The 14,378-nt window shown below is 33.4% G+C and carries 17 protein-coding genes; 8 read left to right on the top strand and 9 right to left on the bottom strand.

What is annotated here, in order from left to right; genetic code table 11:
* Window positions 1–76 precede the first annotated feature (76 nt).
* Entirely contained in the window at window positions 77–694 is a 618-nt protein-coding gene (locus BTO05_RS10290; RefSeq protein ID WP_087492578.1) for a thioredoxin family protein, read from the top strand.
* Here the strand turns inward: BTO05_RS10290 and BTO05_RS10295 are convergent.
* From BTO05_RS10295 to BTO05_RS10320, 7 genes are all read right to left on the bottom strand, one after another.
* Window positions 691–1,419: a hypothetical protein gene (locus BTO05_RS10295; RefSeq protein ID WP_087492579.1), complete on the bottom strand. Its 729-nt coding sequence runs from the start codon at window positions 1,417–1,419 to the stop codon at window positions 691–693. The genes BTO05_RS10290 and BTO05_RS10295 overlap by 4 nt on opposite strands.
* Before the next feature lie 72 nt (window positions 1,420–1,491).
* Window positions 1,492–2,196 (bottom strand): tRNA pseudouridine(55) synthase TruB, encoded by a 705-nt coding sequence (truB, locus tag BTO05_RS10300; protein WP_087492580.1) that lies wholly within the window; start codon window positions 2,194–2,196, stop codon window positions 1,492–1,494.
* Window position 2,197: 1 nt separating this feature from the next.
* Window positions 2,198–2,995: an undecaprenyl-diphosphate phosphatase gene (locus BTO05_RS10305; protein WP_087492581.1), complete on the bottom strand. Its 798-nt coding sequence runs from the start codon at window positions 2,993–2,995 to the stop codon at window positions 2,198–2,200.
* Window positions 2,996–3,053: 58 nt separating this feature from the next.
* A complete protein-coding gene (locus tag BTO05_RS10310) occupies window positions 3,054–3,314 on the bottom strand; it encodes a DUF3098 domain-containing protein (RefSeq protein ID WP_087492582.1) in 261 nt (86 codons plus the stop codon).
* 132 nt (window positions 3,315–3,446) lie between these two features.
* A complete protein-coding gene (locus BTO05_RS14230) occupies window positions 3,447–3,581 on the bottom strand; it encodes a hypothetical protein (protein WP_262508167.1) in 135 nt (44 codons plus the stop codon).
* 158 nt (window positions 3,582–3,739) lie between these two features.
* Window positions 3,740–4,057, bottom strand: a complete 318-nt coding sequence (locus tag BTO05_RS10315; RefSeq protein WP_087492583.1) for a hypothetical protein — start codon at window positions 4,055–4,057, stop codon at window positions 3,740–3,742.
* A 99-nt stretch (window positions 4,058–4,156) separates the two neighbouring features.
* Entirely contained in the window at window positions 4,157–5,035 is an 879-nt protein-coding gene (locus BTO05_RS10320) for a cell division protein FtsX (protein ID WP_087492584.1), read from the bottom strand.
* 122 nt (window positions 5,036–5,157) lie between these two features.
* On the opposite strand from BTO05_RS10320, the gene BTO05_RS10325 reads away from it, so the two are divergent.
* The 6 genes from BTO05_RS10325 (at window position 5,158) to BTO05_RS10350 (ending at window position 11,990) form a co-directional block, all read left to right on the top strand.
* Window positions 5,158–8,115, top strand: a complete 2,958-nt coding sequence (locus tag BTO05_RS10325; RefSeq protein WP_087493345.1) for a leucine--tRNA ligase — start codon at window positions 5,158–5,160, stop codon at window positions 8,113–8,115.
* A gap of 28 nt (window positions 8,116–8,143) precedes the next feature.
* Window positions 8,144–8,482 carry a hypothetical protein gene (locus BTO05_RS10330; protein WP_157662568.1) on the top strand — a complete coding sequence of 113 codons (339 nt, stop codon included), beginning with the start codon at window positions 8,144–8,146 and terminating at the stop codon, window positions 8,480–8,482.
* Window positions 8,483–8,641: 159 nt separating this feature from the next.
* On the top strand, window positions 8,642–9,742 hold the full coding sequence (gene ald, locus BTO05_RS10335) for an alanine dehydrogenase (protein WP_087492586.1): 1,101 nt from the start codon (window positions 8,642–8,644) through the stop codon (window positions 9,740–9,742).
* A 91-nt stretch (window positions 9,743–9,833) separates the two neighbouring features.
* Window positions 9,834–10,523 (top strand): zinc metallopeptidase, encoded by a 690-nt coding sequence (locus tag BTO05_RS10340; RefSeq protein ID WP_087492587.1) that lies wholly within the window; start codon window positions 9,834–9,836, stop codon window positions 10,521–10,523.
* Between the two features lie 97 nt (window positions 10,524–10,620).
* Window positions 10,621–11,328: a Bax inhibitor-1 family protein gene (locus tag BTO05_RS10345; protein ID WP_087492588.1), complete on the top strand. Its 708-nt coding sequence runs from the start codon at window positions 10,621–10,623 to the stop codon at window positions 11,326–11,328.
* Between the two features lie 191 nt (window positions 11,329–11,519).
* On the top strand, window positions 11,520–11,990 hold the full coding sequence (locus BTO05_RS10350; protein ID WP_087492589.1) for a c-type cytochrome: 471 nt from the start codon (window positions 11,520–11,522) through the stop codon (window positions 11,988–11,990).
* A 9-nt stretch (window positions 11,991–11,999) separates the two neighbouring features.
* Here the strand turns inward: BTO05_RS10350 and BTO05_RS10355 are convergent, their stop codons facing one another.
* Window positions 12,000–12,470 (bottom strand): Lrp/AsnC ligand binding domain-containing protein, encoded by a 471-nt coding sequence (locus tag BTO05_RS10355; RefSeq protein ID WP_087492590.1) that lies wholly within the window; start codon window positions 12,468–12,470, stop codon window positions 12,000–12,002.
* Between the two features lie 63 nt (window positions 12,471–12,533).
* Window positions 12,534–13,895, bottom strand: a complete 1,362-nt coding sequence (locus BTO05_RS10360) for a saccharopine dehydrogenase family protein (protein ID WP_087492591.1) — start codon at window positions 13,893–13,895, stop codon at window positions 12,534–12,536.
* 81 nt (window positions 13,896–13,976) lie between these two features.
* Between BTO05_RS10360 and BTO05_RS10365 the strand changes: the two genes are divergently transcribed.
* Window positions 13,977–14,366 (top strand): DUF423 domain-containing protein, encoded by a 390-nt coding sequence (locus BTO05_RS10365; protein WP_087492592.1) that lies wholly within the window; start codon window positions 13,977–13,979, stop codon window positions 14,364–14,366.
* Window positions 14,367–14,378 lie beyond the last annotated feature (12 nt).

Here is a 14,378-nt window from a genome sequence, read left to right on the forward strand (position 1 = left end):
GTAAGCTTTTGTGAATTATACTACTAATGTAACAACTGTTGCATTATTTTAGGCAATAGAACCTTAATTTTGTAGTATGGAAACTTTACAAATAAATATGATAAACGATATAATCGCTTCTAGCTTAGAAAAAAGTATGTCTTATGACCAGTATAGAGATTTGGTGAATGAGCTAACCGAAAATAACTCGACCACAGGTTCAGAAAAGACAGAAGCCTTAGCAAATTACACAGCATTAAATAATAGGCGAATGAAACGTTGGGATAAAACGGTAAAAGTATCTGATGATACCAAAGCTACCGTCCAAAATTCTAAAAAAAACCTAACATGGTTGGTGCTTACCGAAAGTTGGTGTGGTGATGCAGCGCATATCATTCCAGTAATAAATAAGGTTGCAGAACTCAATAAAAATATCGATTACAGAATTGTACTTCGTGATAAGAATGAAGCCTTGATGAATGAATTTTTAACCAATGGCGGAAAATCAATCCCAAAGCTTATAATGATTGATAACGATACTAAAAAGGTTGAAAATACATTTGGACCAAGACCATCTGTAGCTACACAATTAGTAAACGATTATAAGGCACGCCATGGAAAATTGACACCAGAGTTTAAAGAAGATTTACAACGTTGGTATAATAAAGATAAAGGGCAATCTGTTATTGAAGATTTGCTTAAGGTTTTAGCTTAGTTTTTTCCTTTAAAATAGAAGGTTATCGAACCTATTTGGTCGGTACGGTTTGACGTATTAAATCGTACCGATTTTGCATATGCTATAGCATGTTCAATTAAACATTCGTTATTACTATTTGACGAACCATTAATATAGGCCTCAAAAACATTACCTGTATTATCTACTTTAATGTTTACAATTATTTTTCCTGAAGTTTCGCACAAATATCTTGGCGTATCATAGCTCAAAAGTCTGCGGTCTTTTAACGAATAGCTTAGTGTACTTCCACCTTTAGCGTGCTCGGCAATGCCGTTTTGCTTTTTGTCTAATAAATCTTGAAGCTTTTTATAAGATTTGGTATCTTTTTGTTTTAATGCATAAGCTTCATTAGTTCTGTATTCAGAATTAGTTACTGTTTCTATTTCTTCTCTCTCAGCTTTATTTTCTTCAAGACGCTTTGTGGTTTTTTCAAAATCGTCTGCGCTTATAGTTTTAAAGTTCTTCATGAGTTTTTTGTACTCTTGGTCTTCATTAAAAGCTTTGTTAGTAGTAGGTGATTTTAAATCTTGAATTTCCTCAAGTTCTTTCTGAATGTCTTCCTCGGTTTTAGGTTCTATTTCGTAAAACGTTTCTGCAATTGCATCTTTAGTATTTGTGAGTTGAATACTAAACATACCAAACGCAACAATACCTGTGATAAGGCTTGTTATAATTAGCGCTTTGTATTTTTCTATGTAATGCATTTAGTTTGTTTAGGACAAAAATCATACCTAATTGATATACGTATATAGTATGAAAAAGGATTAGTAAAAGGTTTAATCTTCCTCTTTCTTAGGTAATGTTGCAATAAATGCTTCAGGAGTTAGACCATCTTCAGCTTTAAAAACACCAATACGTGTACGTCGTAATACCGAGAGATGTGCACCAGAATTTAATGCTTTTCCAAAATCATGAGCTAAAGAACGAATGTAAGTACCTTTGCTACAAACAACTCTAAAATCTATATTATTCCCACTGATATTGGTAATTTCAAACTCAGTAATTTCAACTTGTCTTGATTTTATCTCTACGGTTTCGCCAGCACGAGCAAACTCATATAGACGCTTTCCTTCTTTTTTTATTGCTGAAAATATTGGAGGAAATTGTTCAATTATACCTGTAAATTGAGCTGTGATTTTATGTATGAGTTCTTCAGTAATATGTTCCGTAGGAAATGTTTCATTGATTTCGGTTTCTAAATCATAAGAAGGTGTTGTGCTTCCTATGACAAAAGTGCCTGTGTATTCTTTTTCTTGACCTTGAAACGTATTAATTTGCTTTGTCATTTTACCAGTGCAAATCACCAATAAGCCTGTTGCTAATGGGTCTAATGTGCCAGCGTGACCAACCTTTATCTTCTTGATATTGTAAGCTTGACGAATCGCCCATCGCAATTTGTTAACAGCCTGAAATGATGTCCAAGTCAGAGGTTTGTCTATTAATAAGACCTGACCGTTTTTAAAGTCTTCTCCAGTTTTCATGTTAGTAATTGAATAAAGAAAATCCTATGGCAATAAGCCCAACAATGACGCAGTAAATTGCAAAGTAGCTAAGCTTACTCTTTTTAACTAAAGATATCATCCAAGTACATGCAAAAAGTCCAGCAACAAAAGCAGCAACAAAACCAATACCTAAAGATGTAAAGTTTGCCGAGTCATAAGTCAATTCTCCACCAAGGATATCTTTTGCAATTTTCCCAAAAATTAAAGGCACAACCATTAAAAACGAAAATCGTGCGGCTTTAGTTTTGTCATTTCCTAATAATACCGATGTCGATATGGTTGCTCCAGAGCGAGAAATTCCAGGTAACATAGCCACAGCTTGAGAAATTCCGATGACAAATGCGTTTTTGAAACTTACTTTTTTCTGAGTGTCTTTTGCTTTATCAGCTAAAAATAAAAGTATAGCAGTAACGATTAGCATACAACCTACAAGTAGAATGTTTCCACCAAAAAGCGCTTCGAGTTGCTCTTCAAAAAATAAACCAACAATAACTGCAGGAATCATAGAAACTGCAATTTTTGTTGCAAACTGCGAATCTTCGTTCCATTGAAATTTAAAAATTCCTTTTAAAAGAGATAAAATATCTTTTCTGAATACAACGATGGTACTTAGTGCCGTTGCAAAATGAAGTACTACTGTAAATAATAAACTTTCTTTTGGTACAGAATTATCACCCAAAATAGCTTTTCCTAACTCTAAATGCCCACTTGAAGACACTGGTAAAAACTCAGTAAGCCCTTGGATTATTCCTAATAAAATTGCATCAATTGTATCCATGAAACAAAAGTATTAAAATACAGTTACTGAAAAATTAAAACGCAATGAAATATTAAACTTAATCCTTTTTCTTATCAGGATTTAAAAGAATAGCATAAACCTGAATACCAAAACCAATCAACACTAATGTTGGTGCCAAACGGATACGTCTCCAATGAAAAATAGACTCGTCAAATACATTTGGGTCGTCACTGCCACCACCGGCCATTAAGATAAAACCAACAGCAATAAAGGCTAGACCAATGAATAACCATTTGTAGTTCTTCTTCCCGAAGATGAATGTACTTTTTGCTGATTGTTTGCGTTTTTGTTCGCCCATGATTTGTAGTATAACTAGTGCAAAGTAAACATATTATTTAAAATTTTGGAGTTAAGAATATCAAAAAATAAATGCTCAGTATTGAACTTAGCAAATCAATACTGAGCATTTATAGTATTAAACACTTAAAATTTAATAGACTATTTTTTTGTAATGTTCTTTTGCAATCTCTTTTTTTGATTCTTTTTCAAATTCTGAATTTGCATTTACTAAAACAAAAGCGACTATTCCGACTAGGCAAATGCCTACAAATAATATACGATTCATATTCAAAGGTTTTTAGAGGTTAAACTTTTTCTTTGGTTAGCGTATAGTTATGTCATTAATTTTGTTTTGTATTTAGATTATAGATAACTCAAGAGTTGTTCCGAAATTGTAAATGAAGTGATAAAGTGATGTTAAATTTTTTATAGTGATTTATATTTTTAGTCGAAAAAGGATTGAATTCTATAAGTTAAAATAACCAGAGGTTTCAAATTTGAAGGTTTTCCATATTCAAACTCAGTTTCGAATTCTGTTTCTAAATATCGAAAAAGTTTATCACTACATTTAATCTCTCCTTCAAGCCAATTAGACCAGCCAAACATAATTTTTTTAAACCCTTTTCTAAGAATTAGGAAGTCATCATCAATTCCAGCATTGAAACCATTATACTTTGCTGTCAATTTCCAACCTTTATTTCTTAAACCAGAAATTATACTTTTCCACTTTTCCGTTTCAATATTTATAGCCGTTTTTTTCAATAGACATTAGTCTTAATATGTAGTTCTTCAAAAAGAATTGTTTTAATAGGATATTAAATCAGTATATCTTCTATTGTCTAAGTTTCTCTTTTCTTAAAATTAATAATACAACTGGTCTGTCTTCAAATTCAAGAAGCGTTGTGTAGCAATAAACGTACTAATCCAAGTAATAAGAATCCCAAGAAGAAAAATACCAACAAATAGGGCAACAATCCAAACCATGTTTTTAAGTAACATCAGTTCTGGGAATGTAATGTCTAGATAGTAAAGCACAACTGCCATACCAGCAAGAGCCAACAAAGCGCCTATAATTCCTAATTTTACACTTTGCCATACAAAAGGCTTACGGATAAAACGTTTTGTCGCACCAACCATTTGCATGGTTTTGATGATAAAACGTTTAGAATATACTGCCAATCGGATTGAGCTATTAATTAAAAGTACAGCAATTAAGGTAAAAAGTCCACTGATAATTAAGACCCAAAGCGTTATTTTCTTGACGTTATCATTCATCAATTCTACCAAGTCGTTATCGTAGTCTATCTCATGAATAAAAGATTTTTCAGAAATAGATTCTGAAATTTCAGTTAATTTTTCAGTAGTTACAAAATCAGCTTTTAGATAAACGTCTATAGAATTTTTTAGGGGATTATAACCTACTAAATCCATAAAATCCTCACCATTTTTTTCTTTCAATATTTCCGCAGCTTCTTCTTTAGAGACATAAAGTGCTTCTTTAGAATAGTCTGCTAAAGCCAAACTTTTTTTAAGCTGATTAACTTCAACCTCTTTTGCGGTGTCATTCAAATAGATAGTCATTACCACTTGTTCTTTAAAATGGTCGGCTACTTTTTTAGAGTTTATGACTAATAATCCCAAGCACCCTAAAAGGAATAATACCAATGCAATACTTATCACTACAGAGATGTATGATGATATTAATTTACGTTTTTGGTAAGAGTCAAAAGATGAGGCCATGAATGGATAATTAATACGTAAAAATAAAAAACAATTTGTTTATGCTGAGTATTACAACGTTTAGTTTTTAAATGTGTTGTAATAGCCCTAAATTTGGCGCTTATTTCAAGGAAAATACTGTGATGCGATACGATTTCAATCAGATTGAAAAAAACTGGCAAAAATATTGGTCAGATAACAAAACATTTAAGGCTTCAAATACCAGCGATAAGCCAAAGTATTATGTACTAGATATGTTCCCTTATCCAAGTGGTGCAGGTTTACACGTTGGGCATCCGTTAGGTTACATTGCCAGTGATATTTATGCGCGTTACAAACGCCACAAAGGATTTAATGTATTGCATCCTCAAGGTTATGATAGTTTTGGTTTGCCTGCTGAGCAGTACGCAATTCAAACGGGTCAACATCCAGCAATTACTACAGAAGCGAATATAAAAACCTATCGTCGTCAGTTAGACCAAATCGGATTTTCTTTCGATTGGAGCAGAGAAGTACGTACAAGTAATCCTGAATATTACAAATGGACGCAGTGGATTTTTATTCAGTTGTTTGAGTCTTGGTTTAATAATGAGACCAACAAAGCTGAAGATATTAAAACATTAATATCCGTTTTTGAAGCTGAAGGAAACGCAACTGTCAACGCAGCTTGTGACGATAATATAGATCCATTTTCTGCTGAAGAATGGAATAGTTTTTCATCCGAAAAACAACAAGAAATACTACTTAAATACAGACTAACCTATTTAGCGGAGACCGAAGTTAACTGGTGTCCAGCTTTAGGAACTGTTTTAGCAAATGACGAAATCGTAAATGGCGTTTCAGAACGTGGTGGTCATCCGGTAGTGCGTAAAAAAATGACACAATGGAGTATGCGTATTTCTGCTTATGCCGAGCGTTTACTTCAAGGTTTAGAAACTATTGATTGGACAGATTCTTTAAAAGAAAGCCAACGCAATTGGATTGGAAAATCGGTTGGCGCTTCTGTGACGTTTAATGTCAACGGTCATGATAAAAAAATAGACGTTTTTACAACGCGACCAGATACAATTTACGGTGTAAGTTTTATGACCTTAGCACCAGAGCACGATTACGTGTCTCAAATAACAACACCAGAACAAAAAGAAGCTGTCGATGCTTATGTTGATGCTACCGCAAAGCGAAGTGAACGAGAGCGTATGGCAGATGTAAAAACTATTTCTGGGGTATTTACTGGTGCATATGCAGAGCATCCTTTTACAAAAGAACTAATCCCGATTTGGATTGGCGATTACGTTTTGGCAAGCTACGGAACAGGCGCAGTTATGGCAGTACCTTGTGGTGACCAACGTGACTACGATTTTGCAAAGCATTTTGATATTGCAATACCAAATATTTTTGAAGGCGTCGATATTTCTGAAGAAGCTTATGGTTCAAAAGACAACGTTAAGATTGCAAACAGTGATTTCTTAAACGGAATGAACTATAAAAAAGCATCAAAACGTGCGATATACGAATTAGAGCAAATTGGTCAAGGCGAAGGAAAAACCAATTACCGTTTGCGTGATGCAGTCTTCTCTAGACAGCGTTATTGGGGCGAACCTTTCCCAGTATATTACGTCAACGATATGCCGCAAATGATTGACAAAGCACATTTGCCAATTGTTTTACCAGAAGTCGAAAAATATTTACCAACGGAAGAAGGTGAGCCGCCATTAGGTCGTGCTGATGTTTGGGCTTGGTGTACAGAAAGCAATACTGTTGTTAGCAATGACAAAATAAATAATACAACGATTCATCCCTTAGAGTTGAATACCATGCCAGGTTGGGCAGGAAGTTCATGGTACTTTTTTCGTTATATGGAAGAAGCCAATCGTGACGATGTTTTTGCAAGCGAAGAGGCTTTGAATTATTGGGAAAATGTAGATTTATACATTGGTGGTAGCGAACACGCCACAGGCCATTTATTATACTCGCGTTTTTGGGTAAAACTATTGAAAGACAGAGGTTTTGTTGGTGTTGATGAGCCTTTCAAAAAGCTGATTAACCAAGGAATGATATTAGGGACGAGTGCTATCATTTATAGAATTAAAAGTAAACAATTTATTAATCCAGTTTTCTTTAGTAAAGATTTCATTCAGAAACTGGTTGATAATAAGTCATCAATGACAGATTATCCTGAATATAAAAAACTTGAAAAAGCTTTGTTCGATAGTGTTGTTTCTAAAAATGGAATTAGAAGTATTTTTACAACGGTAGAAACAAATTGGGAACAATTTATTCCAATTCATGCAGACGTATCATTTGTAAATTCCTCAGATGAATTAGATATAGAAGCTTTTAGAAATTGGAGAGCTGAATTCAAAAATGCGGAATTTATAACTGAAGAAGATGGAACTTTTAAAGTTTCTAGAGATGTCGAAAAAATGTCAAAATCCAAATACAATGTCGTCAATCCAGATGATATTGTAGAACAATATGGCGCAGACAGTCTAAGACTATACGAAATGTTCCTTGGGCCATTAGAACAATACAAACCTTGGAATACAGCAGGTATTACTGGTGTGCATAATTTCTTAAAGAAACTTTGGAAATTGTATGTTGGTCAAGATAGTTTAAATGTCAATGATGTTGAGCCTTCAAAAGACAATTTAAAAACACTACATAAAACCATTAAAAAAGTAGAAGAGGATATTGAGAATTTCTCATTCAACACATCTGTGTCTACATTTATGATTGCGGTTAATGAGTTGACAGCTCAAAAGTGTACAAGCAAAGATATCTTGCAACCATTGTTGATTTTAATTTCACCTTATGCACCACATATCGCTGAAGAATTATGGTCACAATTAGGAAATAATGAATCGATTTCTACGGCACCTTTCCCAATTTTTGATGAAAGTCATTTGGTAGAGAGCAACAAAAATTATCCAATTTCGTTTAATGGTAAAATGCGTTTTACTTTAGAATTGTCTTTAGACTTATCAAAAGATGAGATTGAAAAGATAGTATTAGCACACGAAAAAACGCAAGAACAATTACAAGGTCGCACACCTAAAAAGGTAATTGTTGTACCAGGTAAAATTGTAAATATTGTAGGGTAATGTCATGAATTGGCTTAATAAAAAAAGATTGAAAAAGGTTGCTGTTATTTTAATAGCAGCCTTTTTTATTAGTCAATTGTTACTACTTATTTTCGAAAAAGACTTTGCCCAAGCCGAATGGCAAAGTAAGCCGCAAGAACGTTACCAAATGGTTGACGATATCATTGAGTCGCAATTATTCATCGGAAAGTCACAAGCAGATGTAATAACTCTTTTAGGTCAACCAGCATTGACTTTAAATAACCAAAAACTTCAATTGATTTATAGGCTAGGAAAAGCACCTAGTTTTTTTGATAATGACGAAGCCGAATTGGTAATTACTTTTCAAGACAAAAAAGTGATAAAGGTTACGGAGAATAAGAACTAACTTATTTTAATCTGCTTCAATAAAATTACGGATTTCATAATATTTATTCTTTAAATTATCACATTCGTAATTATTTTAAATATCTCATTTTAAGACTATTCGTTTTAAAATTTAAATTTAAATTCAAGTCCAATTACTAATCTCAACACTACAACGAGTATGAAAATTGGAGTTCCAAAAGAAATCAAAAACAACGAAAACCGAGTCGGTATGACACCTTCGGGCGTTTTCGAATTAACAAAAAGAGACCACACTGTATTTGTGCAAAAAGATGCAGGATTTGGAAGTGGATTTTTTGATCAAGATTATAAAGATGTTGGTGCCATCGTTTTAGATACTATCGAAGAAGTATATGGGTCAAGTGAAATGATTGTAAAGGTCAAAGAACCTATAGCAGAAGAATACCCACTAATAAAATCGCATCACGTCGTATTTACATATTTTCACTTTGCATCTAGTGAGCCTTTGACTAAAGCTATGCTTAAGAGTAAAGCTGTTTGTATTGCTTATGAAACAGTAGAAGATGCTGATGGTACTTTACCACTTTTAACACCGATGTCAGAGGTTGCTGGTCGTATGGCCATACAACAAGGTGCTAAATATTTAGAAAAACCTATTAAAGGTCGTGGCGTTCTATTAGGTGGCGTTCCAGGAGTGCCACCAGGTAAAGTTTTAGTTTTAGGTGCAGGAACAGTGGGAATTCAAGCTGCAAAAATGGCCGCAGGTTTAGGTGCGCATGTGACGATTATGGATATTAATATGAAGCAATTACGTTATGTTAACGATGTGATGCCAAGTCATGTAGTAACGGAATTTTCAAGTGAGTATAATATCAGAAAACGAATTCAAAATCATGATCTTATTATAGGAGGTGTTTTAGTTAAAGGTGCAAAAGCACCTAAGCTAATAACTCGTGATATGCTTAAAGAAATGAGACCAGGTACTGTTTTGGTGGATGTTGCTGTAGATCAAGGTGGTTGTATAGAAACCACAAAAGCAACTACACACGAAGATCCAACTTATATTATTGATGATGTGGTACATTATTGTGTTGCTAATATGCCAGGTGCAGTGCCTTATACATCGACTTTGGCATTAACTAATGTGACTTTGCCTTATGTTTTAAAACTGGCAAATTTAGGTTGGAAAAATGCACTTGATAAAGATAAAGTATTAGCAAAAGGGCTTAACATTGTTGATGGTAAAATTGTATATGATGAAATTGCAGAAGCTTTTAATTGGTCAATTGAAGCAATGTAGCGAAGTCTAAACTGACAAAATTTCTTAACAAGTATTTGGCGCACTTTTTGTATTATAATTAGTAATTTTAAAATATTAAAAAGATAAAATTATGTTTGGATATTATATATTAATAGGAGCAATAGCATTGGTGAGTTGGTTAGTTAGTAACAAGCTAAAACAAAAGTTTGCATTCTATTCTAAACGACAATTACAAAATGGAATGTCTGGTCGCGAAATTGCCGAAAAGATGTTGGCTGATAATGGTATTTATGATGTTGAGGTGATATCAGTTAGAGGACAATTAACAGATCATTATAATCCGAAAAACAAAACAGTAAACCTTAGTGAAGCTGTATATAACCAGCGTAATGCCGCCGCAGCGGCAGTTGCTGCACATGAGGTTGGTCATGCAGTACAACATGCCACAGCTTATGGTGCTTTGCAAATGCGCTCGCAATTAGTACCAATTGTTAGTGTAACTTCTGGCATGAGTCAATGGCTTGTTATCGGTGGATTAATATTAGGTGCTACAGCTGGTTTAGGATATTGGGTTGCTGTGGCTGGATTAGTATTTATGGGAGCAGCTACATTATTTAGTTTTATAACATTACCAGTAGAATACGATGCTAGTAATCGTGCTTTAGCTTGGTTAAAAACTAAAAACATGGTAAACCAACAAGAATATGAAGGTGCAGAAGATGCACTTAAATGGGCTGCAAGAACTTATTTGGTTGCTGCGATTGGTGCTTTAGCATCCTTATTATATTGGGCACTTCAAGTGTTTGGAGGTCGTGATTAATAAATATTTAAAAAACAAAAAAGGCTCTGAAATTTCAGAGCCTTTTTTGTTTCTATTTAAGAAATCACTTACATTTATAAAAAACTAATCAATTTTTATGGAAAATCAAGTGCAAGGTCCAATTTTAGTTGGCAATTTAGAAGATAGTCAAAAGGCAACTTTCTATCGCAAAACATACATGCATGTGGCATGGGCAGTTTTAGCATTTACTATACTCGAGTATATATTTATTACAATGTTTGAAGACACTGTTGTAAATCTAATAAACCTAATGTTTGCCAATAACTTTTCATGGCTAATCGTATTAGGTCTTTTTTGGGTAGGAAGTTCAATGGCAGATAAACTAGCACATCACGAGTCTCGACAGACGCAATACATGGGCTTAGGTTTATACGTGTTATTAGAAGCGATTATCTTTTTGCCAATGATTTATTATGCAGCTTATTCATCTACTGGTACTGATATGTTAACGCAAGCAGTTATAGTTACACTTTGCCTTTTCGGAGGATTGACAGCAGTTGTATTTATGACTAACAAAAATTTTTCGTTTTTAAAAACAGGATTAGTAATCGCTAGTTTTATTGTTGTAGGATTAATTGTAGCAGGAAGCTTGTTTGGTTTTAATCTAGGCTTATGGTTCTCAATGGCTATGGTCGTTTTCGCTGGTGCAGCTATATTATACCAAACTTCTAAAGTAAAATATGAATATACAGAAGATCAATATGTCGGTGCAGCCTTAGGTATTTTTGCAGCTGTAATGTTATTGTTTTGGTATATCCTTCAGATATTTATGTCAAGAGATTAATCATATAGACTACAAATAAATTTAAAAAAGGTTCTGAAAATTCAGAGCCTTTTTTATTTGCATTAATATAGTATCTAAAAGAATTTAGACTGGTTATAAATTGTTAAAAATAATTCTGTTATGTGACAAATGTCACAGAGTAGAATAACTTGATTTCGGATATTTATTGTACAATTAAATCCAAATCAGTTATGAAAAGAGTTTTTATAATTTTAGTCTTAGTTTTTGGTTTGTTAAGCTGCAATAATTCCAAAAATTTCTCTGATGTATCTCAAGAAGTGAGTTACTCGACCCAAAAATCACATCCAGGAAAAACACTTTTGGAAAACAAATGTTACGTTTGTCATAGTCCAACAGCAACCCACGATAATAGATTGGCGCCACCTATGATTGCCGTAAAAAAACATTACATAAATGATAAGACTACTAAATTAGATTTTACTAATGCTATGAGAGCTTGGATAAAAAATCCTAATGAAGTTGACGCCAAAATGTTTGGTGCTGTTAGACGATTTGGAGTTATGCCAAAAGCTGAATATTCTGATGAGGATATTACTCAAATAGCAGATTATATCTACGATAATGATATAGAATCACCAGAATGGTTCGAAGAACATTACAAAAACCGAAAAGGAAAAGCAAACAAAGGAAAGCGAAACTAAACCTAAGGATTAGATTTTTATTTGTCTGTCAATCTGTTGTTGTAAGGATATAAAAGTTTCAGTTCGCGACACACCAGTTATACTCTGTATTTGCGTATTCAAAACATGCATTAAATGTTCGTTGTCTTTTGATAAAATCTTAATAAAAATACTCCAATTTCCGGTAGTATAGTGACATTCAATAACTTCAGGAATACGTTTTAATTGTTTTACAGCTTCTGGATTACTAACGGCTTTATCTAAATATACGCCTACGAAAGCCATAGTTGTATATCCTAAAATTTTAGGATTTACGATAAATTTTGACCCAGCTAAAAGACCAGATTTTTCAAGCTTACGAAGACGTTGGTGTATTGCTGCACCTGAGATTCCGACAGCTCGTGCGATTTCTAAAATAGGTGTTCTTGCATCTTGCATTAAAGCACGAAGTATCTTTTTGTCAATACCATCTATGAAAATACCTTTATCGTTAACTTTCATTTTATATTTAGTTTAAAACTGAAAGTTAAAAGTACTAAAAGAATCAGAAAATGTAACTTCAATTCAGACATTTAGTGGGTTGTAACCCAAATACTCTACTTCTTTTTCTGAAAATTGAATATTGTACTCGGTTAATTCCTTAAGGATAGGCGTATAAATTTCTTTGGTTATTGGTATTTGAACACCAGGTGTTTTTATTTTGCCGTTAAGTACAGCAAGAGTCGCCATAGCAACAGGTAAACCAACCGTTTTTGCCATGGCAGTATATGTTTGGTCTTCTCCAATAGCAACCATAGTAGCATCAATTTGATGTCGTTTTCCGTCAAGTTCGTAGCCAAATTTATGATACATAACAATCATGTCTTTATCGTCTTGACTTAAAGTCCAACTATCCATTAATATCTTTTGTAGAATTTGTGCAGGAGTCGCTTTTTTCAGTTCTACCATTTTAGTACTACTGAAAATATTTAGTTCTAGAAACTTATCCCAAACAATGTCGTCTTGGTCAATTTTTAAAGCGTGTCTAAACTTTAATTCTACTGAATCTGTTGGACTGTAAGGTAAAAATGCATTTACAAAATCGCGATAGCTCATATTTTCACTGTCATCTATAGTATAGCTGTCATCTGTCATTCCTAATTGTACAAAAACATTCCATGCGCGACTAAATCCAACGCGACGCATTGTACCACGATACAATGTTTTTACATGATCTAATCCGTAAACATGTTGATATTTTAATGAGTCTCGATTGGCATATGCTTCAAAACGTCCATAGTTGTCTATTTCTAAGAATTCTGTGCGCCTAAATAGCCTATTATAAGGAATATATTTAAACTGATTTTCTTGTAAAAATTTTGCAGCGCCACCTTGTCCAGCAGTAACAACATTTCTAGGATTCCATGTAAATTTATAGTTCCATAAATTATTATCACTTTCAGGTGCAACTAAACCACCAGTAAACGATTCAAACAAAATCATTTTACCTCCATTATCTCTAATACGGTCAATAACTTGCATGGCACTCATATGGTCAATGCCTGGATCTACACCAATCTCGTTCATAAATACCAAGTTGTTGGATTTGGCGTCTTCGTCTAAAGCTTTCATTTCTTCACTAACATAAGATGCTGTAACCATATGCTTCTTGTACGTAATACAATCCTTAGCAACCTCGATGTGAAATCTTGCAGGTAACATAGACACCACTATATCTGCATTTTTAATAGCGACTATACGAGATTTGGCATCAAAAACGTCGAGATGGATGATTTTGACTTTAGTATCACTAACCATTTTCTTTACATTATCAACGTTGAGATCACCAATGGTTATTTGTAAATTTTCTGAAGTTGATTTATCAACTAAATATTTTATTAGATATGAGGATGATTTTCCTGCGCCGATAATTAAAATCTTTCGCATAGTGGCTTTATATGAGTAATTTTGTATAATACGAATGTAGTAAATTGAAATTCGATTTAAGATTTATAAAGCCAAATATTTATGAACAAAAAATTATTGATTACAGCTGCGATTTTTGGAATTTTAGGAATTATCTTAGGTGCTTTTGCAGCTCATGGTTTGGAGAAATTAGTGGATGCAAAAGCGATAAAATCTTTTGAAACAGGTGTTCGTTACCAAATGTATCATGCCTTTTTCTTATTGATTTTAGGAAATACATCCTTTATGAGTCAAAAAGCAAAATCATATATTCTTACATTAGTTGTTTTAGGTGTGTTTTTCTTTTCTTTTTCAATTTATGGATTAGCTACTAATGCATTAACATCCTTTGATTTTAAGGCCATTGCCTTTGTTACACCAATTGGTGGATTGCTACTTATTTTGGCTTGGTTGGTATTGTTAATTAATATCTTAAAAACTAAGTTGGATTAACAGTTTTTAAGA

It is taken from the genome of Winogradskyella sp. PC-19, from assembly GCF_002163855.1.
Lineage (GTDB): Bacteria > Bacteroidota > Bacteroidia > Flavobacteriales > Flavobacteriaceae > Winogradskyella.